At 67.1% G+C, this 23,508-nt stretch carries 23 protein-coding genes; 20 read left to right on the forward strand and 3 right to left on the reverse strand.

The genetic code is table 11. The features are described 5' to 3' along the window. The first annotated feature begins 75 nt into the window (after positions 1-75). The 8 genes from A7V84_RS16885 (at position 76) to flhF (ending at position 10,573) form a co-directional block, all read left to right on the forward strand. Positions 76-1,764, forward strand: a complete 1,689-nt coding sequence (locus A7V84_RS16885; protein ID WP_063492318.1) for a methyl-accepting chemotaxis protein — start codon at positions 76-78, stop codon at positions 1,762-1,764. Then, the gene (locus A7V84_RS16890) at positions 1,761-2,624 is read left to right on the forward strand and encodes a CheR family methyltransferase (RefSeq protein WP_025515851.1); all 864 of its coding nucleotides are present in this window, start codon (positions 1,761-1,763) and stop codon (positions 2,622-2,624) included. Before A7V84_RS16885 ends, A7V84_RS16890 begins: the two co-directional genes overlap by 4 nt. Beyond that, positions 2,621-3,673 (forward strand): protein-glutamate methylesterase/protein-glutamine glutaminase, encoded by a 1,053-nt coding sequence (locus tag A7V84_RS16895; protein ID WP_063492317.1) that lies wholly within the window; start codon positions 2,621-2,623, stop codon positions 3,671-3,673. Before A7V84_RS16890 ends, A7V84_RS16895 begins: the two co-directional genes overlap by 4 nt. A 42-nt stretch (positions 3,674-3,715) precedes the next feature. Then, complete coding sequence (cheY, locus tag A7V84_RS16900) at positions 3,716-4,105, forward strand: chemotaxis response regulator CheY (RefSeq protein ID WP_025515861.1); 390 nt, start codon at positions 3,716-3,718, stop codon at positions 4,103-4,105. 7 nt (positions 4,106-4,112) lie between these two features. Beyond that, complete coding sequence (gene cheZ / locus A7V84_RS16905; protein ID WP_025515863.1) at positions 4,113-4,742, forward strand: protein phosphatase CheZ; 630 nt, start codon at positions 4,113-4,115, stop codon at positions 4,740-4,742. Positions 4,743-4,883: 141 nt separating this feature from the next. Continuing rightward, a complete protein-coding gene (gene flhB / locus A7V84_RS16910) occupies positions 4,884-6,026 on the forward strand; it encodes a flagellar biosynthesis protein FlhB (RefSeq protein ID WP_033534821.1) in 1,143 nt (380 codons plus the stop codon). 3 nt (positions 6,027-6,029) lie between these two features. Further along, positions 6,030-8,147 (forward strand): flagellar biosynthesis protein FlhA, encoded by a 2,118-nt coding sequence (gene flhA, locus A7V84_RS16915; RefSeq protein WP_025515866.1) that lies wholly within the window; start codon positions 6,030-6,032, stop codon positions 8,145-8,147. Further along, positions 8,144-10,573, forward strand: coding sequence for a flagellar biosynthesis protein FlhF (gene flhF, locus A7V84_RS16920; protein ID WP_063492316.1), 2,430 nt, complete (start codon positions 8,144-8,146; stop codon positions 10,571-10,573). The genes flhA and flhF overlap by 4 nt, the downstream gene beginning before the upstream one ends. Positions 10,574-10,596: 23 nt before the next feature. Here the strand turns inward: flhF and A7V84_RS16925 are convergent, their stop codons facing one another. The 3 genes from A7V84_RS16925 to flgA all read right to left on the reverse strand — a co-directional run bounded on the left by A7V84_RS16925 (position 10,597) and on the right by flgA (position 12,117). Next, positions 10,597-11,079 carry a flagella synthesis protein FlgN gene (locus A7V84_RS16925; RefSeq protein ID WP_033534819.1) on the reverse strand — a complete coding sequence of 161 codons (483 nt, stop codon included), beginning with the start codon at positions 11,077-11,079 and terminating at the stop codon, positions 10,597-10,599. Between the two features lie 5 nt (positions 11,080-11,084). Further along, entirely contained in the window at positions 11,085-11,375 is a 291-nt protein-coding gene (gene flgM, locus A7V84_RS16930) for a flagellar biosynthesis anti-sigma factor FlgM (RefSeq protein ID WP_025515872.1), read from the reverse strand. A gap of 121 nt (positions 11,376-11,496) precedes the next feature. Beyond that, complete coding sequence (gene flgA, locus A7V84_RS16935) at positions 11,497-12,117, reverse strand: flagellar basal body P-ring formation chaperone FlgA (protein ID WP_252120228.1); 621 nt, start codon at positions 12,115-12,117, stop codon at positions 11,497-11,499. Between the two features lie 233 nt (positions 12,118-12,350). Here flgA and flgB point away from each other — a divergent pair, with 233 nt between their 5' ends. The 12 genes from flgB to A7V84_RS16995 all read left to right on the forward strand — a co-directional run. Continuing rightward, a complete protein-coding gene (gene flgB, locus A7V84_RS16940; protein WP_025515876.1) occupies positions 12,351-12,761 on the forward strand; it encodes a flagellar basal body rod protein FlgB in 411 nt (136 codons plus the stop codon). A 23-nt stretch (positions 12,762-12,784) separates the two neighbouring features. Next, on the forward strand, positions 12,785-13,192 hold the full coding sequence (flgC, locus tag A7V84_RS16945) for a flagellar basal body rod protein FlgC (protein ID WP_025515877.1): 408 nt from the start codon (positions 12,785-12,787) through the stop codon (positions 13,190-13,192). Between the two features lie 17 nt (positions 13,193-13,209). Continuing rightward, a complete protein-coding gene (locus tag A7V84_RS16950) occupies positions 13,210-13,902 on the forward strand; it encodes a flagellar hook capping FlgD N-terminal domain-containing protein (protein WP_033534818.1) in 693 nt (230 codons plus the stop codon). A 72-nt stretch (positions 13,903-13,974) separates the two neighbouring features. Then, positions 13,975-15,195, forward strand: coding sequence for a flagellar hook protein FlgE (gene flgE, locus A7V84_RS16955; protein ID WP_025515879.1), 1,221 nt, complete (start codon positions 13,975-13,977; stop codon positions 15,193-15,195). Positions 15,196-15,218: 23 nt separating this feature from the next. Beyond that, positions 15,219-15,983: a flagellar basal body rod protein FlgF gene (locus A7V84_RS16960; RefSeq protein ID WP_063492315.1), complete on the forward strand. Its 765-nt coding sequence runs from the start codon at positions 15,219-15,221 to the stop codon at positions 15,981-15,983. A gap of 51 nt (positions 15,984-16,034) precedes the next feature. Further along, entirely contained in the window at positions 16,035-16,820 is a 786-nt protein-coding gene (gene flgG, locus A7V84_RS16965) for a flagellar basal-body rod protein FlgG (protein ID WP_025515882.1), read from the forward strand. Next, positions 16,820-17,506, forward strand: coding sequence for a flagellar basal body L-ring protein FlgH (locus A7V84_RS16970; RefSeq protein ID WP_025515884.1), 687 nt, complete (start codon positions 16,820-16,822; stop codon positions 17,504-17,506). Before flgG ends, A7V84_RS16970 begins: the two co-directional genes overlap by 1 nt. Before the next feature lie 4 nt (positions 17,507-17,510). Next, positions 17,511-18,647 (forward strand): flagellar basal body P-ring protein FlgI, encoded by a 1,137-nt coding sequence (locus A7V84_RS16975; RefSeq protein ID WP_025515886.1) that lies wholly within the window; start codon positions 17,511-17,513, stop codon positions 18,645-18,647. Next, positions 18,647-19,594, forward strand: coding sequence for a flagellar assembly peptidoglycan hydrolase FlgJ (gene flgJ / locus A7V84_RS16980; RefSeq protein ID WP_025515888.1), 948 nt, complete (start codon positions 18,647-18,649; stop codon positions 19,592-19,594). Before A7V84_RS16975 ends, flgJ begins: the two co-directional genes overlap by 1 nt. Before the next feature lie 78 nt (positions 19,595-19,672). Next, positions 19,673-21,322 carry a flagellar hook-associated protein FlgK gene (gene flgK, locus A7V84_RS16985; protein ID WP_025515889.1) on the forward strand — a complete coding sequence of 550 codons (1,650 nt, stop codon included), beginning with the start codon at positions 19,673-19,675 and terminating at the stop codon, positions 21,320-21,322. A 20-nt stretch (positions 21,323-21,342) separates the two neighbouring features. Further along, positions 21,343-22,575, forward strand: coding sequence for a flagellar hook-associated protein FlgL (gene flgL / locus A7V84_RS16990; RefSeq protein WP_025515891.1), 1,233 nt, complete (start codon positions 21,343-21,345; stop codon positions 22,573-22,575). A 78-nt stretch (positions 22,576-22,653) separates the two neighbouring features. Then, the coding region (locus A7V84_RS16995) for a Tar ligand binding domain-containing protein (protein ID WP_156508028.1) at positions 22,654-23,508 on the forward strand (855 nt) is incomplete at its 3' end.

The raw sequence follows: 23,508 nt of genomic DNA on the forward strand, positions 1-23,508 counted from the left end.
CTGGCGAGGACGTGTCTGGCCCGCCCCGCCGGCGGGCTGCCGCTTATTTTCGCGTCGTTTGGGAGAGTGTCTGTCATGCGCAATTTCCTGGCCAATCTATCCATACGCGGCAGCCTGGTCGCCGTGCTGGTGTTTTTCTCGCTCATGCTGGTGATCGGCGCGGCGCTGGGCGTGCTGTCGCTGCGCGTGAGCAATGGTCTGTTGCAGGATATCCGCCAGACCCAGGCCATTGCGGACTCGGTGGGGCGCATCGCCCTGAACGCCAAGGACACCCTGGGCGCCCTGGGCCGCACCGGGCTGGAGCAGGGCGCCCAGGGGCTGGCCGGACCGGCGCAACCCGGCCTGAGCCCGGAGGCGGCCGCCCAGTTGCAGCGCGCCGAGGCGGCCCTGAACCGCGCCCAGACCGAGCTGGAGTACTACCGTGCGCTGCCGCGGCCGGATAGCGCCAGCGAAAGCCTGGAGAACGTCGAGCAAGCCTTTGCCGCGCTGGTGCAGGAAGGTTTGCAGCCCATGACGGCGACCCTGGCCCGTGGCGATGTGGCCGCCTACCAGCAATGGGTGGCCACCCGCCAGGACGGCTTGGAGTCGCGCTTTGCGCGCGCCACCGAAGCGTTTGACTTCTGGCGCGCCAGCGAACTCATCGAAGCCTTCGAACTGGCCAGCCAGCGCTACGACGTTGTGCTGCTGGCCGTGTCGGTCGGCGGCGTGCTGGCGGCCGCGCTGGTATTGCTGACCTATGTGTTCCTGCGCCAGCGCGTGCTGCGCCCCTTGCGCGAAGCCGGGGCCCATTTCGACCGCATCGCCGCCGGCGATCTGAGCGCGCGCGTGGAAGTGCGCAACCAGAACGAGATCGGCCAGTTGTTCACCGCTCTCAAGCGGATGCAGGAGAGCCTGACGCGCACGGTGTCCTCGGTGCGCCGGGGCGTGGAGGAGATCAACGTCGGCGCGCACGAGATCGCGGCGGGCAACACCGATCTGTCCAGCCGCACCGAAGAGCAGGCCGCCTCGCTGGAGGAAACGGCCGCCTCGATGGAGCAACTGGCTTCGACGGTCAGGCAGAACGCCGACAATGCGCGCCAGGCCAATCAACTGGCGGCCAGCGCCTCGGACGTGGCCGAGCGTGGCGGCGTGGCGGTGTCGGAGGTGGTGAGCACCATGGAAGGCATCTCGGCCAGTTCGCGCAAGATTTCCGAGATCGTGTCGGTGATCGACGGGATTGCGTTCCAGACCAACATTCTGGCGCTGAACGCGGCGGTGGAAGCCGCGCGCGCCGGCGAGCAGGGCAAGGGTTTTGCGGTGGTGGCCGGCGAAGTGCGTTCGCTGGCCCAGCGCAGCGCGCAGGCGGCCAAGGAGATCAAGGGCTTGATCGAGGATTCGGTCGGCAAGGTGGCGGCCGGCTCGCAGCAGGTGGGCCGTGCCGGCGAGACCATGCAGGAGATCGTGATGTCGGTCAAGCGCGTGACGGACATCATGGGCGAGATCACCGCTGCCTCGCAGGAGCAGTCCAGCGGGATCGAGCAGGTCAACCGTGCGGTGTCGCAGATGGACGAGGTGACGCAGCAGAATGCCGCCCTGGTCGAGCAGGCGGCGGCGGCCGCCGCCGCCCTGCAGGAGCAGTCGGAGCATCTGGCCGAGGCGGTGGCGGTCTTCAAGCTCAGCGGCGGAGAAGTCATTGACGTGCCGCCCGGCAGGCTGGCCGCTGGCAAGCCGGCCGGTTCGCTCACGGCGCCCGGCGCCGCTGACGGGAGCTGGAGCCCGGCATGAGCACCATCCAGGGCGGCCAGCCGCCTGCCGGCGAGCGGCAGTTCGATTTCCGCGATGCGGATTTCAGCCGTGTGCGACGCATGATCTACGCCCATGCTGGCATCGCGCTGGGCGAGCACAAGCGGGAAATGGTCTACAGCCGTCTGGCGCGGCGCCTGCGTGCCCAGGGCAGGCAGGAGTTTGCCGCCTACCTGGATGAGCTGGAGCGCGACAGCGCTGCGCCCGAGTGGGAGCATTTCATCAATGCCCTGACGACCAACCTGACGGCTTTCTTCCGCGAGGCGCATCACTTTCCCATCCTGGCGGAGTTCGTGCGTCAGCGTCCGGGGCCGGTGTCGGTCTGGTGCTGCGCGGCCTCGACCGGCGAAGAGCCGTACTCCATCGCCATGACCCTGGCCGAAACGCTGGGGGCGCGGGCGGGGTCCAGCCGGGTGTTCGCCACCGATATCGATACCCAATGCCTGCAGCGCGCCCGCACCGGCGTGTACGCCTGGGAGCGCATCGCCAAGATGGAGCCGGAGCGCCTGCGTCGCTTCTTCCTGCGCGGCAAAGGAGCCAACGAGGGGCACGTCAAGGTGCGCCCCGAACTGGCCCAGATGGTGGACTTCGCAACCTTGAATCTGCTGGCGCCGAGCTGGCCGGTGCGTGAGCAGTTCGATGCGATTTTCTGCCGCAACGTGATGATCTACTTCGACAAGCCGACCCAGGCCAGGATCCTGCGGCGCTTCGTGCCCTTGCTCAAGCCGGGTGGCTTGCTATTTGCGGGGCATTCCGAGAATTTCACCTATATCAGCCAGGATTTCCAGTTGCTCGGGCAGACGGTGTACCAATGCGCCGCCCGCGCAGGAGTACCCGCATGAGAAAGCTCAAGGTTCTTTGTGTCGATGATTCCGCGCTGGTGCGCGGCCTGATGACCGAGATCATCAACAGCCATCCCGACATGGAGGTGGTCGCGACTGCGCCCGACCCCCTGGTGGCGCGCGAACTGATCAAGCAGTTCAACCCCGACGTGCTGACGCTGGACGTGGAAATGCCGCGCATGGATGGGCTGGATTTCCTCGAAAAACTGATGCGGCTGCGGCCCATGCCGGTGGTGATGGTGTCTTCGCTGACCGAGCGCGGGGGCGAGATCACGCTGCGCGCCCTGGAACTGGGCGCCATCGACTTTGTGACCAAGCCCCGGCTCGGCATCCGCGACGGCCTGCTGGAGTACTCGGAACTGATCGCCGAGAAGATCCGCGCGGCCTCGCGCGCGCGCCTGCAGCGGCGGGCCGCTGCGGCCCCCGCCAGCGGCGCGCGCCTGAGCAGCCATTACAGCAGTTCGGAAAAGCTGGTCATGCTGGGCGCCTCCACGGGGGGCACCGAGGCCATCAGGGAGGTGCTGCAGCCCTTGCCGCCGGACAGCCCCGCCATTCTCATCACGCAGCATATGCCGGCCGGCTTCACGCGATCTTTTGCGCAGCGGCTCAATACCCTGTGCGCGGTCACCGTGCGCGAGGCCACCCATGGCGAACGGGTGCTGCCGGGCCACGTGTATCTGGCGCCGGGCGGCGAGCAGCACATGAAGCTGGGGCGCAGCGGCGCCAACTACGTCATCGAACTGCAGGCCAGCGAGCCGGTCAATCGGCATCGGCCCTCGGTGGACGTGCTGTTTCATTCGGCGGCCGAATCGGCCGGGCGCAATGCCATCGGGGTGTTGCTGACCGGCATGGGCAAGGATGGCGCGGCGGGCCTGCTGGCCATGCAGCGCGCGGGCGCGCGCACCCTGGCGCAGGACGAAGCCAGCTGCGTGGTCTTTGGCATGCCCCGGGAGGCCATCCTGCTGGGCGCGGCCGATGAGGTGGTGCCGCTGTCGGAAATGAGTGAACGCATTCTCATGCGCGCCGGCGACCGGGGCCACCGAGTCTAGGCCCGGGGCGGCGCGCAGCACAACAATCTTCTTGGAGTTGAAATGGTAGACAAGGGCATAAAGATTCTGGTGGTGGACGATTTCCCGACCATGCGTCGGATCATCCGCAACCTGCTCAAGGAGCTGGGTTTCGAGAACGTCGACGAGGCCGAGGATGGCGCGATCGCGCTGGAGAAGCTGCGCAACGGCGGCTTTCAATTCGTGGTGTCGGACTGGAACATGCCCAACCTGGACGGCCTGGAAATGCTCAAGCAGATCCGCGCGGATGCCACGTTGGCCTCGCTGCCGGTGCTGATGGTGACGGCCGAGGCCAAGAAGGAGAACATCGTGGCCGCCGCCCAGGCAGGCGCCAGCGGTTATGTGGTCAAGCCGTTCACGGCGGCCACGCTGGAAGAGAAACTGAACAAGATCTTCGAGAAACTGGCAGGTTGAGACCGTCATGAACGCGACGACTGGTATACAGCAGGAACCCACCGATCTGATCCAGCGCATCGCTTCGCTCACGCGCATGCTGCGCGACAGCATGCGCGAGCTGGGCCTGGATCAGGCCATCAAGGATGCCGCCGAGGCCATCCCCGATGCCCGCGACCGGCTGCGCTACGTGGCCCAGATGACCGAGCAGGCGGCCAACCGGGTGCTCAACGCGACCGAGGCGGCCGGTCCGGCCCAGGATGCCATGGCGCGAGGCGCCAAGGCGCTGGACGCCCGTTGGCAGCAGTGGTTCGATCAGCCGCTGGAAATGCCCGAAGCCCGCGAACTGGTCAAGGATACGCGCGCCTTTCTGGCGGAGGTGCCGGAGCAGACCCAGTTCACGCAGGCGCGTCTGATGGAAATCGTCATGGCGCAGGATTTCCAGGATCTGACCGGCCAGGTGATCATGCGCATGATGGATGTGGTCGGCGCCATCGAACGCGAGTTGCTGCAGGTGCTGCTGGAGAACGTGCCCCAGGAGCGCCGCGACGAGGCGCAGGGCCTGCTCAACGGCCCGCAGGTCAACCCGGGCGACAAGCCCGATGTGGTGACCAGCCAGGATCAGGTCGACGACCTGCTGGCCAGCCTGGGCTTCTGAGGCCGGCCGTGCCCGCTGCGCGCGGGCAGGACAGGGAATAGGGCGGCTTTCTCCCCGTTTCTTGGGCGATCGCGCCCTGGGCCCTGCTCCTAGAATCTCCGCGGGCCGCCTGCATCCCGGCGGGCGGCCGTTGCGCAGACCATGGCCGAAGAAAGCGATCTCGAAAAAACAGAAGCCGCCTCTCCCAGGCGCCTGGAAAAGGCGCGCGAGGAAGGGCAGATTGCGCGTTCGCGCGAGCTGACGACGTTTCTGATGCTGGCGGTAGGCGTGTCGGCCCTGTGGCTGAGCGCATCCTTCCTGTACCAGGGGCTGTCCGGCGTGTTGCGCCGGGCCTTGGGGTTCGAGACGCGCGTTACGCAGGATCCGGGCGCGATGGTCAGCCTGGCCACCCAGGGGGCGGGCGAGGCCTTGTGGGTGGTGCTGCCTGTTTTCGGCGCCCTGGCCATCGCTGCGGTGCTGGGCAGTGTGGCGCTGGGCGGGCTGGTGTTCTCGGCCAAGCCCATGGCGTTCAAGCTTTCCAAGCTCAACCCTCTGTCGGGCCTGAAGCGCATTTTCTCGGCACAGACGCTGGTCGAGCTGGTCAAGGCAATGCTCAAGGCCTTTCTGGTGGGCGGGGTGGCGGCCAGTGCCATCTGGTATTTCCATGACGATATGCTCGGCCTGATGCACGCGGCGCCGGCTGCCGCGCTGCCGCGCGCGCTGCATCTGGTGGCGCTGTGTTGCGCCTTGATCGTGGCGGCCTTGTTGCTGGTGCCGCTGCTGGATGTGCCCTGGCAGATCTGGTCGCACCTGAAGAAGCTGCGCATGTCCAAGGAAGACGTGCGCCAGGAGCACAAGGAAAGCGATGGCGATCCGCATATCAAGGCGCGCATCCGCCAGCAGCAGCGCGCCATGGCGCGCCGCCGCATGATGACGCAGGTGCCGCTGGCCGATGTGGTCGTCACCAACCCGACCCACTACGCGGTGGCCTTGCGCTATGAGGAAGGCGCCGGCAGCGCGCCGCGCGTCATCGCCAAGGGCAGCGGCCTGGTTGCCGCCCGCATACGGGAGATCGCGGCCGACAGCCGCGTGCCCACTCTGGAGGCGCCGCCGCTGGCGCGCGCTTTGCATCAACACGTCGAACTGGGGCAGGAAATCCCGGTGGCGCTTTATACCGCGGTTGCCGAAGTGCTCGCCTGGGTGTTCCAGTTGCGCAGCTGGCGCGCGGGCGAGGGCGAAGCGCCCTCGGCGCCGGCGACATTGCCCGTACCCGCCGAGCTGGATCCCGGCGCGCAAGGAGTCTGACGAATGGGCGCTCTGCTGACCCTCTTGAAAACCCAAGGCGCGGCCAACGCGCGCATGCTGGCCGGCCCGGTGCTGATCGTGCTGGTGCTGGGCATGATGGTGTTGCCGCTGCCCACCTTCCTGCTGGACCTGCTGTTCACGTTCAACATCGCCCTGTCGATCATGATCCTGCTGGTGGCCATGTTCACCCGCAAGGCGCTGGACTTCGCGGCCTTTCCGTCGGTGCTGCTGTTCGCTACGCTGCTGCGGCTGTCATTGAACGTGGCCTCGACCCGGGTGGTGCTGCTGCACGGCCATGAGGGACCGGACGCCGCCGGCAAGGTGATCGAGGCTTTCGGCCATTTCCTGGTGGGCGGCAACTTCACGGTGGGCCTGATCATTTTCGTGATCCTGACCATCATCAACTTCATCGTCATCACCAAGGGCGCCGGGCGTATTGCCGAGGTGGGCGCGCGCTTTACCCTGGATGCCATGCCGGGCAAGCAGATGGCCATTGACGCCGATCTGAACGCGGGCCTGATCGGCGAGGACGAGGCGCGCAAGCGCCGCGCCGAGGTCTCGCAGGAATCGGACTTCTATGGCTCGATGGACGGGGCCAGCAAGTTTGTGCGCGGCGACGCCGTGGCGGGTCTGCTGATCATGGTGATCAACGTGGTGGCCGGCCTGATCGTGGGCGTGGCCCAGCACGACATGTCGGTGGGCGAATCGGCCCGGGTCTATACGCTGCTGACCATCGGTGATGGCCTGGTGGCGCAGATCCCGGCGCTGGTGATCTCCACGGCGGCAGGTGTGGTGGTCTCGCGTGTGGCGACCGACCAGGACGTCGGCCAGCAGATCCTCGGGCAACTGTTCTCCAACCCCCACGTCATGTATCTGACCGCGGGCATCATCGGCATCATGGGCCTGATCCCCAATATGCCGCATCTGGCGTTTCTGACGCTGTCGGCGGCCCTGGGCGGGATCGGCTACGCACTCAGCAAGCGGGAGCGGCTGCGCGTACAGGAGCAGGCCCAGGAGCGCCCGCAGGTCGAGGCGCAAGCTCAGGCCGCGGCGGCCGAGGCCAGTTGGGATGACGTCACCATGGTCGATCCGCTCGGGCTGGAGGTCGGTTATCGCCTGATCCCGCTGGTAGACCACGCCCAGAACGGCGAGCTGCTGCATCGCATTCGCAGCTTGCGCAAGAAGTTTGCCCAGGACGTGGGGTTTCTGCCCCCGGTGGTGCATATCCGCGACAACCTGGAGCTCAAGCCCAACGATTACCGCATTCTGCTGTCCGGCGTTGAGATCGGTCGCGGCGTGGCCATGCCGGGGCAGTGGCTGGCGATCGATCCGGGCGGCGTGAGCGGTCCCTTGCAGGGGGCGGCCACGACCGACCCGGCTTTCGGCCTGCCTGCCGTGTGGATCGACAACGGCCAGCGCGATCAGGCCCAGGTGCTGGGCTATACCGTGGTGGATGCCAGCACCGTGGTGGCCACGCACCTGAACCATCTGATGCATCGCCATGGGGCCAATCTCCTGGGCCGCCAGGAAGTCCAGCAGTTGCTCGAGCGCCTGGGCAACGAGGCGCCCAAGCTGGTCGAGGACTTCGTGCCCAAAATGCTGTCGCTGACTACCTTGCAGAAGGTGCTGCAGGGTTTGCTGGCCGAGGAAGTGCCAATCCGCGACATGCGCAGCATCATCGACACCCTGAGCGAGCACGCGCCGCGTCTGGCGGCGCAGGCCGGGGCAGTGGGGGGGCAGCCGGATGTCCAGGAGCTGATTGCCCTCACGCGTCGCGCGCTGGGCCGCGCCATTACCCAGCAGTGGTTCCCGGGCGATGGCGAGCTGCGGGTGATCGGCCTGGACGTCAAGCTGGAGCGGGTGCTGTCGCAGGCGCTGGCCACCAGCGGCGGCCTGGAGCCGGGCCTGGCCGAAACGCTGCTGCGCGAGACCGAGGCGGCCGTGCAACGCCAGGAAAGCCAGGGCAATGCCCCGGTGCTGCTGGTGTCCTCGCCGCTGCGCGCGCCTTTGGCGCGCTTCCTGCGCCATCATCTGCCCCAGCTTGGGGTGTTGTCCAATGCCGAGATCCCCGATGAGCGCGTGGTGCGCGTGACGGCCCTGATCGGAGGATCGGGCGAATGAAGTTGCATAAATTCATCGGCGCCAACAGCCGCGACGTGATGCGGCAGGTGCGCGAGGCGCTGGGAGAGGATGCCCTGATCGTGTCCAACCGCAGCGTGCCGGGCGGCATCGAGGTGGTTGCCGCCCGCGATAGCGAGGCAGGTGATCCTGGGCCGGCCCCGTCGCCGGCGCCCGCGACCGGCTCGACCGCCGCGCCACGCCAGGACAGCTATCTGGCCATGCGCTCGGCTCGCGCCTATGGCGATGCCGCCGGCATTGCCCTGGAGCCGCAGGGCGATGCGGACATCGCCTTGCCAGGCGGCGAGACGGGCAGGCCGGCGGCGTGCGCAGGCGCCGCGCACACGGGCCCGCGGCCGCCCGCAGCGGCGGCAGGTTCGCCGCTGGCGCAGCCTTTGCCGCAGGGCCCGGACGTCCAGGCCGCGCTCGACGCGCTGCGCGGCAGCCTCGAGAGCCGGATGGACGGCCTGCTCTGGAGCCAGGGCCGTGAGCCGGTCAATGCGGGGCTCTTCCGCGCCTTGCTGGAAGCCGGTTTCAGCATGCCGCTGGTGCGCGCCTTGCTGCAGCGTCTGCCGGCGCAGTTGGATGCGAGCCAGGCGCGCGACTGGGCGCGCAATGAGTTGCTCACCCATCTGCCGGTGCTGCGCAATGAAGAGGACTTCCTGGCGCAAGGCGGGGTGATCGCGCTGGTCGGGCCGACCGGCGTGGGCAAGACCACCACCCTGGCCAAGCTCGCCGCGCGCTGCGTGGCGCGCGAAGGCCGCGATCAGGTCGCCATGCTGACGACCGACAATTTCCGTATCGGCGCGCTAGAGCAGCTGCAGATCTATGGTCGCCTCATGGGCGTGCCGGCCCATTCGGTGCGTGATGCGGCCGAGCTGCGCGCGGCATTGGCCGCGCTGGGCAGTCGCAAACTCATCCTGATCGATACCACCGGCATCAGCCAGCGCGACCGGCAGGTCGCCGAGCAGGCGGCGCTGCTGTGCGCGGCGGCGCAGCCGGTGCGCCGCCTGCTCGTGCTCAATGCCGCCAGCCAGGGCGACACGCTCGACGAAGTGGCCCACGCCTACCGGCATGGCGGCGGCGAAGACGTCGTGGGATGCATCATCACCAAGCTGGACGAGGCGACGCGCCTGGGGCCGGCGCTCGATACGGCGATCCGTCATCGCCTGCCGATCCACTATCTGTCGCATGGGCAGAAGGTGCCCGAGCATCTGGCCGTGGCGCAGGCTCAGCCGCTGGTGGATCATGCCCTGGCGCCGCTGCAGCCGGGGCGCGCGCTGTATGCGCCCAGTGAGGCCGATCTGGCCGCGCTGTGGCGCAGCCAGGCGCAGGATGAGCAGCGCCAGCGCCAGTTGCTGGCCGCTGCCATCGCGCCGGCCGGCGCACAGGGGGCCGAGGGGGTGGACGAAGCGCTGGATTGGCTCGCCCGTGATCCGGCCTGCAAGCAGGGCAGGCTGCTGTGGCGCAGCATGGCGGGCGTGCCTGCCGCCGAAGCGGCGCGGGCCCAGGTGCTGGCGATGTTGCAACGCGAGTTTCCGGCCCAGTGCCGGCGCTATCTGTTGGCCATGCACGGGAAGGCCTCGCTCAAGGGGGAGGGCTTGCCGGGCGGCGTGTTGCACGCCACGCTCATGATGAGCGACCGGGGCGCGGCCCTGGCCGCACCGGCCCAGCATCTCATGCTGCCGCATGGCACGCTCAGCACTTTCGGTTCGGCGATGGGGCAGGACCAGCCGGCGCCTGCCTTGCTGGCCCGGGCAGCCTGGTTGCATGAGGCCATGCCGCAAGTGCCCCAGGTGCAGGTGTTCGACATGGGCGCCGCCGCGCTGGCGCAAGGTCTGAACGAGGCGGGCCGGCTATGGGTGGCGCGTTGCGCGGGCGGGCTGCGCATTGTGCAGGATGACTGCCCGACCACGTTGAATGCGGTAGCCCGCAATCTGGGCTATGTGCCGGCCGGGGCGCTGGCCGACGGTCAGGCGCTGTGGGCCAGTGGCACCGAGGTGCAATTGCCCGCGCGTGCCGCAGAAGGGGCCGTGTTGCGTCTGGTGGCCGCGCGGGTGGTGGATGCGGCCGGCGAGATCCGGGCGCAGTACTACGGCCTGAGCAACCTTGCCACGGCGCAGGCCGATGCGGCCACGATTGCCGGCTGGCTGGTGCAATATGAGCGCGCCAAGGCGGCTTTGCGCTATCTCGGTCACGCCTGGGCGGCGCTGCCGCGCACTCCGCCGGCCCTGGACGCAATGCGCACCCAGGCAGTGCTGGCCGGGCAACTGGCGGCCGCCTGCTGGCAACTCAGTCAGGCCGAGGGCGCGCGCGCGCCGCTGGCCGGCCTGATCGGCCCGGCCGAGCGCAGCATGCCCAGCCGGCTGCTGCCGGTGGCCTTGCTGAAAATGTACGCTTTGCTGGAGATGGCCCAAGGGGCGGCGTAAGGCGCGCCCCGGGGCCGTGCGCGTCAGGCGGCCACGATGGTCGGGCGGCTGGCGCTGCCCAGGGGGCGGCCGCGGCCGCTGGCATCGTAGGTGGTGCCGCCCTGGTTGCCCAGGCGGCGCAGGGCGGCCAGGGTCTGCTCGGTGTGGCGCAGATTGATTTCGAGGATCAGCGCGTTGCGCTGGTTGGCCTGGCGCGCCTGGCCGGCCTGTTCCTGCAGCGTCTGCCAGGCCTGGGACAGCTCCGGATGCAGCGCGACGGCGGCTTCGGTGCCGGCGTGGCCGCTTGCCAATCCCATGGCGGCCAGCACCTGGTCGCGCCGCTGGCTGGCCAGCACCAGCTGGTCGGCCAGCTGTTCCTTGTGTTGCGCCGCGTCTTTCAGCGCCTGCACGGCCTTGCGGTCCAGCAAGGCCTCGCCTTCGGCGGCCAGAGCCGCGGCGAACTGCTCGATGAGTTCGGTTTCATGGGCCAGACAGGCGCCGAGGGCAGAGGGCAGGGATTTGGGCATGATGATTACTTCAGCAATTCCTTGGCGCTGGAAATCAGGCTGTCGGCGATCCGGCTGGGATCGATGCGCAACTGGCCGGAGGCGATGGCAGCCCGGATGGCGGCCACGCGCTCCATGTCGATATCCTTGCCGCCTTCCTGCAGGGCCAGCAGCTGGCGCGAGGCGCCGCTTAACTCGACCTGGGCGCTGCCCGCCCGGGGGGCGCTGGACGCGCCATAGGCCTGGGCCACGGCCGCGTCGTTGCGGGCCGCCGGGATATTGGCAAGCGGGCGGGCAAGGTTGGTGTTGATCTTCAAGATGGACTCCGCAATGCGAGAGAAAGACGGCGCCTGGGCAGACGCTACCTTGTCATGCCCCGGGTAACGGCAGGCGCGGGCCGAACTTTAGCGGCCGGCCGTTCGTGAATGTGTAACACATTCATAGCGCCACCTCCACTTCGCCGGCCGCTTGCACCTGGCCGTTGATCACCTGCCCGGATACCGTACGCACCTGCAGCATGGCGCCAGGTTCGGCGTCGTGCAGTGCCTGGCCTTCGCTGGTGACGGTAAATCCCTGGCCGCGCGCTACCAGGCGCACCGATTGCCCCCGCAGCACGGTATGGGGGCTGCGCAAGGCCTGCTCGCGCAGGGTCTGCCCGGCGCCCACCCGCTGGCGGGTCTGCATGCCGAGGATGCGCGTCGGGTCGGTCAGCGCGCCGCTGGGCAGCGTGAGCAGGTCGCCGTCGCGGGCCTGCATGTCGTCCGGCCCCAGGGTCATGCCGGGCGCGAGAGCGCGGCTGGCGACGTAATACTGGCCCGGCGCGCTCAGCGTGGCCTGGACATAGGTGCTCCAGGATTGCGGCGCCGTGCAGCGCACGCCCACCGACATGCGGGGGCGCAGCCGGGCGTTGGCTGGCAGGAAAGCCTGCGGTTGATGGCAGGCCGGCAGCCGGTCCACGCGCGCGGCCTCGATGGCGATGCTTGCCTCGGGGCTCAGCGCCGCCAGTTCTCCGGCCAGCAGGGCTTCGGCAGCCTGCGCGACCGCCTCGGGCGATTGCATGGCCTGGCCGAAAGCCGGGGAAGCCGATAGGCAGAGCGAAAGCAGGGCGGCGTGGACTCGCATGATGACAGGATTGTAGGGAGGGCCGGTGCGAAGGCAAGACGCGAATTGCGTTGGAAATAGCGGTTTATTTGCCTGATTGTCGCCACCTCCCGACCCCTAAGATGCTCGCATGCCAGAAAAGGCCGGGCCATGCGTGTCCGGTTTCCACCCCCCGACCGAAGGCAGGATGCATGCTAGACCGGCTTAACGAGGACTTCAGTTTCTTTCAGCGATCCATTGCCTTGCGCGCGCAGCGCCAGGAAGTGCTGGCGGCCAACGTCGCCAACGCGGATACGCCCAATTTCAAGGCGCGCGATTTCGATTTCAAGGCCGCCATGCAGAACGCCATGGACGGGCGCATGAAGCTGCCGGACACGCACCTTGCGCTGACCTCGGCGCGCCACATCCCTGCCAAGGCCGTCAGCGACAGCGGCCCGGCCGAATTGCTGTACCGCCTGCCTTATCAGGCCAGCCTGGATGGCAACACGGTCGACATGGACGTCGAGCGGGTCCAGTTTGCCGACAACACGCTGCATTACCAGAGCAGCCTGCAGATTCTGTCCAACCGTATCCGCGGCCTGCAGTCGGCCATCTCAGAATAAGCGTTTCAGGAGTCCAGCCGTCTATGTCGCTGCTCAGTATCTTTGAAATTTCCGGCTCCGCACTCACGGCCCAGTCCCAGCGTCTGAACGTGGCGGCCAGCAACCTTGCCAACGTCGACAGCGTGGTCGGTCCCGATGGCCAGCCCTATCGGGCGCGCCAGGTGGTGTTCCAGGTGGCGCCGCAAGCCGGCAAGGCCATCGGCGGCGTGAAGGTCAGCGGGGTGGTCGAGGACCAGTCGCCGCTGAAGATGGTCTACAACCCGAGCCATCCGATGGCCGACGCGCAAGGCTATGTGTCGATGCCCAATGTGGACCCGGTCGCCGAGACGGTCAACATGATCGCGGCTTCGCGCTCCTACCAGGCCAACGTCGAAGTGTTGAGCACGGCCAAGCAGCTGATGCAGCGCACGCTCACCATCGGCCAGAACTGAAGGCAGGGAACCCGATCATGACCGTCGTTACCAATGAAGCCGGCGCGCTGTCGGCCCAGTTCGGCAGTGTGTCGTCCAATGCCGCCAAAAGCATCCAGGATCAGTTCCTGACGCTGCTGGTCACGCAGCTCAAGAACCAGGACCCGCTCAATCCGATGGAGAACGCCGAGCTGACTTCCCAGCTGGCGCAGATTTCCACGGTCGAAGGCGTGAACAACCTCAACAAGACCTTGATGGCCATCAGCGGCCAGATCGATGTCTCGCAGTCCATGAATGCCGTGGCGCTGATCGGCAAGGGCGTGCTGGTGCCGGGCAACAAAGTGGCCCTGGGCAGCGATCCGGCCGATGCGGGGCGGCGCGAAGCCACCCCGCTGGGCTATGACGTGCCGGCCGACGCCAGCACGCTGACGCTCAAAATCATGGACGGCGCCGGCAATGTGGTGCGCACGGTCGAGATGAAGGACGTCGCCGCCGGTGTCTACGCCTACCAGTGGGATGGGCAGAGCGACAGCGGCGAAGCCGTCAAGGATGGCGCCTACACCTTTGCCGTGACGGCCTTCAATGCCGACAACAAATCGGTCGGTGCCCAGGCGCTGACCTATGGCCAGGTCAAGAGCGTCGATTACTCGGCCAATGGCCTGCGCCTGGACCTGGGCATCAATGGCGGGCAGATCAGCATGCTGGACATCCGCAAGGTCCTCACTTCCTGAGGCGTCGCACGCAATCTAACCAAGCACGCGCCGGCGGCGCCTGCCTGACTCAAGTATCGAAGGGATAAAGACATGGGATTCGGACAAGGATTGAGCGGCCTGAAGGCGGCTTCGCAGAATCTGGACGTCATCGGCAACAACATCGCCAACTCGGGCACGGTCGGTTTCAAGTCCGGCTCGGTGTCGTTTGCCGACGTCTACGCCAGCTCGCGCGTGGGTTTGGGGGTCAAGGTGGCCGGCGTCAACCAGCGCTTCACGGTGGGGTCGGTGTCGACCACGGGGGGCGAGTACGATATCGCCATCGATGGCGCCAAGGGCTTTTTCCGCCTGGCCGATTCCAGCGGCAACATCGTCTACAGCCGCAACGGCGAGTTCGGGCTGGACAAGAATTTCTTCATCACCAACGCCCTGGGCCATCGCCTGACGGGCTATCCGGCCGGTGCCATCGGCACCGATCCGGTGCAGTTGCAGGTGCCGCAAGGCAACATCAGCCCGGAAGTCACCACGACGGCGGGCACCCAGACCAACCTGAACGCCAACGCCAAGCCGGTGCCGGCCGGGTCTGCCTTCGATCCGTCCAACAGCGCCACCTACACCGATTCGGTGCCCACCACGATCTACGACACGCTGGGCAACTCGCACCAGATGGTGCAGTACTTCGTCAAGCGCGAAGCCAACGCCGCCGGCGAGAGCGTGTATGACGTCTATTACCAGGTCGATGGCAAGGCGGTGACCGTGGACGGCGGGCAGACCCATGCGACGCTCACGTTCAACAGCGCCGGCGTCCTCAAGGGCAGCCCGTCGCGCCAGATCGAAATTCCCAACCCGGGCGGCACGGTGTCGCCGGCCGACGACATGCTGGTGACTATGAGCTACCAGAACGTCACGCAGTTCGGCAGCGACTTCAGCCCCAAGGTGACGGCCAACGGTTACGCCAGCGGCGAGTTCTCGTCGATCTCGATCGCCAAGAACGGCGACATCATGGCCATCTACACCAATGGCGAAACGCAGGCGGTGGGCACCATCGCGCTGGCCAATTTCAATAACGTCGGCGGGCTCAAGCCGGTGGGCGACAACGCCTGGAGCGAAACCGGCGAGTCGGGGCAGGCCACGCTGGGCCAGCCCGGCACCAACGGCCTGGCCACGCTGGTGGGCCAGGCGCTGGAGGCATCCAACGTCGACATGAGCCAGGAGCTGGTCAACATGATCATCGCCCAGCGCACCTATCAGGCCAATGCCCAGACCATCAAGACGCAGGATGAAGTCATGCAAGTCTTGATGAATATGCGTTGACGCGCGCGCAGGCGGAGTAGGCGATGGATCGCGTTATCTATACGGTGGCCAATGGTGCCGGACGCACGGCGGAAAACCAGGCCGTGCTGACCAACAATCTGGCCAACACCGGCACCACGGGCTTTCGCGAGCAGCTGGCGATGTATCGCTCGGTGCCGGTCAACGACGGTACATCGCTGCCCACGCGCGTGGCGACCGTCACGACCACGCCGGGCAGCAATTTCTCGCTCGGCCCCTTGCAATCCACCGGGCGCGAGCTGGACGTGGCGCTCTCGGGAGAGGGCTGGCTTGCCATCCAGACCCCGCAGGGCGAGGCCTACACCCGCGCCGGCAGCCTGGAGGTCGGGGTCAACGGTGTGTTGCAGACCGTCACCGGCCAGGCCGTGCTGTCCGATCAGGACGGCCTGCTCGAAGTGCCCGAACAGGCGGCGCTGACCATTGCCAGCGATGGCACGGTGACGGCGCTGGGGGCGGGCGACGCGCCCAACAACCTGCTGAATCTCGGCCGTCTGAAGATGGTCAGCCCGCCCGAGGCGCAACTGGTGCGCGGCGACGACGGCCTGTTCCGGCTGGCCGCGCAGGCCGACGGCACGCCCGCGCCGCCCGAGCCGGCCGATCCGGCGCTGCGCCTGGCCACCGGGGTGCTGGAGGGCAGCAACGTCAGTGCCGCCGGCGCCATGGTGGCCATGATAGAGAACGCGCGTCGCTTCGAGATGCAGATGCAGGTCGTGCACGAAGCCAACAAGAACGCCGAGCGCGCCAACGGGCTGCTCTCGGCGGACAGCTGAATCCCAACCGATTGACGGCGCGCCCGCAGGGCGCGCCAGGAGTTTTTCATCATGATGCGTGCGTTGTGGGTGGCCAAGACGGGCCTGGAAGGTCAGCAGACCTCGATGGACGTCATTTCCAACAACCTGGCCAACGTCCAGACCAATGGCTTCAAGCGTGGCCGGGCGGTCTTCCAGGATCTGATGTACCAGACGCTGCGCCAGCCCGGCGCGCAAGTGGGCGACGCCAATCAGTTGCCCACCGGCCTGCAGCTGGGCTCGGGCGTGCGGGTGGCGGCCACCCAGCGGCTGCACAGCCAGGGCGGCCTGAACAACACCGGCGCCGAGATGGACGTGGCGATCCAGGACCGGGGCTTTTTCCAGGTGGAACTGCCCGATGGCACGCTGGCCTATAGCCGCGATGGCTCGCTGGGCCTGGATCAGAATGGCCAGCTCACCACCGCGGGCGGCTACGTGATCCAGCCGCCGATCGCCGTGCCGGACAATGCCCTGAGCCTGTCGATCGGCAAGAACGGCATCGTGTCGGTGACGCAGCCGGGCAACGTCGGCGTGAACGTGCAGATCGGCCAGCTGCAATTGGCCACCTTCATCAATCCGGCCGGCCTGCAGAGCATGGGCGAGAACCTGTACCTGGAGACCGATTCCTCGGGGCCGGCCAACCTGCTGGAGCCCGGCATGGACGGCGCCGGCACCTTGCTGCACAAGTACGTCGAAACCTCCAACGTCAATGTGGCCGAAGAGCTGGTGAACATGATCACCACCCAGCGCGCCTATGAAATGAACAGCAAGGCGGTCAAGACGGCCGACGAAATGCTGGCCCGCCTGACGCAACTGTGATGAGCCGACCCGTCGTCCGCCTGAGCGCCGGCCTGCTGCTGGCGCTGTCCGCCGGCTGCGCCCTGGTGCCGCCCGAGCCGGTGGTGACCGGCCCGACCTCGGCCACGCCGCCGCTGCCGGCCCCGCCGGCGGCGCGCCCCAATGGATCGATCTACCAGCCTACGGCCTACGGCAGCTATCCGCTATTCGAGGACCGGCGGCCGCGCAACATCGGCGATATCGTCACCGTGATGCTGGAAGAGAAGACCAACGCGGCCAAAGGCGTGGCCACCAGCACCAACCGCAGCGGCAGCGCCGCGCTGGGGGTGGGGGCGGCGCCCAACTTCATGGATGGCGCCATCAACGCCAAGCTGGATACCGACATTTCGGGCAGCAACGCCTCCAAGGGCACGGGCAACAGCAGCGCGAACAACAGCTTTTCAGGCTCCATCACCACCACCGTGATCGGCGTGCTGCCCAACGGCAACCTGCAGATCGCCGGCGAGAAGCAGATCGCCATCAACCGGGGCAGCGAGTATGTGCGCCTGTCCGGCGTGGTCGACCCGCGCTCGATCACCGGCACCAACTCGGTGTCCTCTACCCGGGTGGCGGATGCCCGCATCGAATACCGCAGCAAGGGCGTCATGGACGAGGTTCAGACCATGGGCTGGCTGCAGCGGTTCTTCCTGATCGTTTCCCCATTCTGACGCCATGACTGCCAGCGCCAAACTCCTTTCCCTGTTGCGTCACGCGGCCAGCGGCTGCCTGGCGCTGTTCCTTGTGCTGGCCGGCGCGCCGGCCCAGGCCGAGCGCCTCAAGGATCTGGCCACCTTTCAGGGCGTGCGCGGCAACCAGCTGATCGGCTACGGGCTGGTGGTCGGCCTGGACGGCAGCGGCGACCAGGTGCGCCAGACGCCGTTCACGCAGCAGAGCCTGACCAATATGCTGTCGCAGCTGGGCATTACCGTGCCGCCGGGCAGCAACATGCAGCTCAAGAACGTGGCCGCCGTGATGGTCACGGCGACCCTGCCGCCTTTCGTGCGTCCCGGGCAAACCATCGACGTGGTGGTGTCCTCGATGGGCAACGCCAAGAGCCTGCGCGGCGGAACCCTGTTGATGACGCCCCTCAAGGGGGCGGACAACGGCGTCTACGCGATTGCCCAGGGCAACGTGCTGGTGGGCGGGGTAGGGGCCGCGGCCGGGGGCTCCAGCGTGCAGGTCAACACCCTCAATGGCGGACGCATCAGCGGCGGGGCGATCGTCGAGCGTTCGGTGCCGACCACGTTCGCCCAGGATGGCCTGGTATACCTGGAAATGAACACCACCGACTTCGGCACCACCCAGAATGCCGTGGCGGCCATCAACCGGGCCTTCGGCCAGGGCACGGCCAGCGCACTGGACGGGCGGGTGCTGCAATTGCGCGGCCCCCTGGATCCTTCGATGATGCCGGCCTTCCTGTCGCAGGTGGAGAACCTGCAGGTCACGCGCGCGCCGGCGGCAGCCAAGGTCATCATCAATGCCCGCACCGGCTCGGTGGTGATGAACCGCACGGTCATGATCGAGGAAGCGGCCGTGGCCTTCGGCAACGTGTCGGTGGTGATCAACCGCCAGAACGAGGTCTACCAGCCGGACACGCCCTTTACCGAAGGGCAGACCGTGGTGGCCCCCAATACCCAGATCGAAGTGCGCCAGGAGGGCGGGGCGCTGCAACGCGTGCGCACCAGCGCCAATCTGGCCGATGTGGTCAAGGCGCTCAATGCCCTGGGCGCCACGCCCCAGGATCTGCTGTCCATCCTGCAGGCCATGAAGGCCGCCGGCGCCCTGCGTGCCGAACTGGAAATCATCTGATGGCCAATCTGTCTTCCCTGGCCGGCGGCTCGGTTCAGGACTCGGTGTTCGACCTTGGCAAGCTGGGCGATCTGCGCCGCGCCGTGACCCGCGAGCCGGGCGACCGGCAGCAGCAGGCGGAGGTGGCGCGCCAGTTCGAGGCGGTCTTCATCCAGATGACCCTCAAGCGCATGCGCGAGGCGACGCCCAAGGATGGCTTGTTCGACTCGCAACACAGCGAAATGCTGCGCGGCATGGCCGATGAACAGTTGGCCCTGCAGCTGGCCCGCCCGGGACTGGGCCTGGCCGATGCCTTGCTGGCCCAGATGCAGGGTGGCGCGCCGCAGGCCGCGCAGGGGTCGCAGGGCGGCCAGACCGTGGCGGCCTTGCTGCGCGTCATGCAGGACAACCGGCCGGCCGATCGGGCGCTGGCCGCGGCCGAAGGGGCGCCGCGTCATGTGGTGGATTTCGTCGGCCGCCTGGCCGGCGCGGCCAAGGCGGCCGCTGCCGACAGCGGCGTGCCGGCCAGGCTGATCCTGGGCCAGGCGGCGCTGGAGTCCGGTTGGGGCCGGCGCGAGATCCTGCACCCGGACGGACGCAGCAGCCACAACCTGTTTGGCATCAAGGCCGGCGCGAGCTGGACGGGCAAGGTCGTTCATGTGATGACCACCGAGTATGTCGATGGCGTGCCGCGCAAGCTCAGCCAGCCGTTCCGCGCCTACGACTCCTATGAGGCCTCGTTCAGGGATTACGCCCGCCTGATCGGCGGCAGCCCGCGGTACGAGGCGGTGGCACGGGCCGGCAACGAAATCGAGGCGGCACGCCGCATCCAGGAAGCCGGTTATGCCACCGATCCGCGCTATGCCGACAAGCTGATCCAGATCATGGGCCAGTTGCGGGCGCAGCCGGCGGCTGCGCCGCTGACCCTGGCGCAGGGCACCGCAGAGGATTTTTCGGGTCAGCGCTAAATTCTGCGCGCGGCTTGCCGTTAAGCAGGTATTCGAACTCTCTCTGCGTCCTTTGCGGCGTGTTGCGGGGCAGCAAGCATGAATCTGTACAACTTGGCCATGTCGGGGCTGAACGCCGCGCAGGCCGGCCTGGAAGTCACCAGCCACAACATCAACAACGCCGCCGTGCAGGGGTATACCCGCCAGCGCGTGGTGACCTCGACGGCGGGGGCGACAGCCACCGGCGAGGGCTTCTTCGGGCGCGGCGTACAGGTCGACACCGTCAAGCGGCAGTACGACAGCTTTCTGTACCGCCAGCTGGTGGGTGCCAAGGGCAGCGCGGCCCAGCTCAATGCGCAGATGGACCAGCTGACGGCCATCAACAACCAGTTTGCCGACCGCACCGTGGGCATTACGCCGGCGCTGGCAGGCTTTTTCAGCAGCCTGAACTCGGCGGCCAGCAAGCCCGCCGATCCGGCCGTGCGCCAGGATCTGCTGGGCACCACCGGCACCCTGGTGTCGCAGCTCAATGCCGCCTATCAGCAGCTGAACAATCAGCGCGACGGCCTGAACACGCAGATCGACACCACGGTCGATCAGGTCAACAGCTACCTGGAGCGCATCAACGATCTGAACCAGCAGATCACCGTGGCGCGCGGCAAGACCGGCCAGCCGCCCAACGATCTGCTGGATCAGCGTGATCAGGCGCTCAATGAATTGAACGAACTGGTCGGCGTGCGCTGGTTCGAGCAGGGCGACTCGATCAACATCACCCTGCAGTCTGGGCAGACCCTGTTGTCGGGCCGCAGCGTGTATCCGCTGAGCGCACAGCGCTCGGAGTCGGATCCGTCTCGCACGGTGCTGGCTTATACCCTGCCGGATGGGCAGGGCGGCTCGCGCAGCGTGGCGCTGCGCGACAGCGAGGTCAGCGGCGGCAAGCTCGGCGGCCTGTTGAGCTTCCGGGCCTCTGCCCTGGACGCCGTGCAGGATCAGCTGGGCCAGCTGGCCATCGGCCTGGCCCTGGCGGTCAATGAGCAGAATGCCGCCGGGCTGGACGCCAATGGCCAGCCGGGGGGCGACGTCTTCGGCCTGAAGCCGCCGGCGGGCATTCCGCACGCGCGCAATACGGGCACGGCGGAAATCGCCTCAGCCTACCGCGACGCGGGGGAAATCCGCGCGAGCGCCTATCGGATCGAGTACGACGGTGCGCAGGGCTATCGCGTCACCCGCCTGTCGGACAACGCGGTCGTCAACCACAGCAGCAACGACGCCGGCGACGAACTGTCGTTCGACGGGTTGACGCTGTCGGTCAGCGGCGTGCCCGCGGCAGGCGACAGCTGGGAGCTGCAACCTGCCCGCGACGCGGCGCGCGACATCAGCCTGGTGCTCAGCGATACCAATAAATGGGCGCTGGCCGATCAGGCCGGGGGCAGCACCAATGGTCAGAACGGCCTGAAGCTGGCCGCCCTGCAAACGGCCAAGGTGCTCAATCAAGGGACCACGAGCCTGAATGAACAGTTCGCCCGCCTGGTCAACAACGTGGGCGTACAGACGCAGCAGGTCAAGACGGCCGGCACGGCAGCCAAGAACCTGGTCAACCAGCAGGCCGCCGCGCACGCGTCCGTGGCCGGGGTCAACCTGAACGAAGAATACGTGGGCCTGGCGATCTACCAGGAGCAATACCAGGCCAGCGCCAAGGTGCTCAATGTCGCCGGCGTGCTGTTCGATACCTTGCTGGGTCTGCGCTGACCCGGGTCCGGAGTGAAATGATGCGTCTTAGCACTGCCCTGATCTACCAGAACGGCCTGAACGGTATCCTCAACCAGGAAAGCGCCATGTCGCGCCTGAACGAGCAGATGTCCAGCGGCCGCCGTGTACTGAGCCCGGCCGACGACCCATTGGCGGCCTCACTGGCGGTCAATGTATCGCAGACCGCCAGCATGAACGGCAACTATGCCGCCAACCGCGGCATGCTGGAGCAGTCCCTGGGCGCAGAAGAGAACGCCCTGAAGTCGGTGGTTCTCACCTTGCAGGATGTCCTGCAGCGGGTGGTCGAGTCGGGCAAGGGGACCCTGAGCGATGCGGATCGCCAGTCGCTGGCCACGGCGCTCACCAGCTCGCGTGATCAGCTGCTCGGGCTGGCGAACTCCACCGACGGCAATGGCCAATACCTGTTTTCCGGGTACAAGGGCCAGACCCAGCCCTACGAGATCGACAGCACGGGCACGGTGACCTATCAGGGCGATACCGGTCAGCGCATGCTGCAGGTCGAGCAAAGCCGCCAGCTGGCTGGCAGCGACATCGGCAGCGACATTTTCAGTCGCGCTGCGGCCGGCACGATGGCTTACATCGCGTCGGCCGCGCCGGGCAATGACGGGACCGGCACTTTCAGCGCGGTCTCGCTGGACAGCCCGAAGCCCGGCAATTTCGTGGGTTCGGACTTCAATGTCGCGTTCGCCACCAATGCGGCCACGGGCGCGCTCGAATACACCATCACCAGCAGCAACCCGGATTTCACGCCGATCACCGCCGAGTACGAAGACGGCAAGCTGATCGACATGGGGGGAGTGTCCTTCAAGATCAGCGGCGAGCCGGTGGCCGGCGACCAGTTCAAGGTCGAGATGCCATCCAGCGACAACATGGACATGTTCGCCACCCTGAACAACCTGATCAACGCGCTGGAAGCCCCCAGCGGCGGCGACCCGGTGCGCTCGGCAGCCTTGTCCAATCAGCTGGCGACGGCAAACAAAACGCTCACCCTGGGGCTGGACAACGTGCTGACGGTGCGAGCCTCGGTCGGGTCGCGCCTGAACGAGATCGATGCGCTCGATGCGACCGGCACGCTCAACGCGCTGTCGTACTCGCAGCAGCTGTCCAAGCTGGAGGATGTCGACATCTACACCACGACCACCGAACTGCTGCTGCGTCAGGTGGCGCTGCAGGCAGCCTCGGCTTCTTTCACCCGCATCATCGGCTCCAGCCTGTTCTCCATGAACGGATAGGCCGTCCCATCCTCATCTCTGTGCACGACCCGCGCGCTCCCCTCGGGGAGCGCGCTTTCGATACGAAGCGGAAACCGTATGTTCTCGAACCTGAAAGTCCGGACCGGCATGATTCTCGTGCTCGGGCTCTTCTTCCTGGCGATGTTGGCGTCCAACGCCGTCGGGTGGCTGGGTATGCAGACCAGCAACCAGCGCCTGGAAGACACCAACGAACTGTTTTCGCGACAGGTGCTGCCGGCCTACAACAGTTACACCAGCGCCTTGCGTGCGCGCAACCTGATGAATGCGTCCATCGGTGAATTGATGGAGGGGCGCATCCGGCAGTCCCAGGATATGGCCAAGCTGGCCTCTGACCGCCTGGCCCGGGCCGTGGCGGAATTCGAGCAGTTCAGCAAGGCTCCCAAGTCGGATGACATCAAGGAACGCGCCGATCGGGTCGCGTCGACCTACCAAGGCTATATCGGCGTGCTCAGGCAGCTGGAGGCGGCGCTGGCGCGTCAGGCCATCCCCGAGTTCAGCGGCCTGTCGGCGACCGTGGCGGCGCAGAATGCCCAGTTTGAAGCGGCCATGCAGGAGTACCTGGGCTATATCGACAATCTGACCGATGCCTTCGTGCAGCAGGCCGCCGATGCCCATGGGCAGGCCAATATCGTGACGTTGGCGCTGGTGGCGCTGGCGGTGCTGCTGTGTGTGGGCGGCGCGTGGTTCCTGTCGCGCCAGGTGCTCAAGCCCTTGGCCGAGGCCGGCGGGCATTTTGACCGCATCGCCGCCGGCGATCTGAGCGCGCGCGTGGATGTGCGCAGCGACAACGAGATCGGCCACCTGTTTGCGGCCCTCAAGCGGATGCAGGAGAGCCTGACACGCACGGTGTCATCGGTGCGTCGGGGCGTGGACGAGATCAACGTCGGCGCGCGCGAGATCGCGGCGGGCAAC

The sequence above is a fragment of the Bordetella trematum genome, from assembly GCF_900078335.1.
Lineage (GTDB): Bacteria > Pseudomonadota > Gammaproteobacteria > Burkholderiales > Burkholderiaceae_B > Bordetella > Bordetella trematum.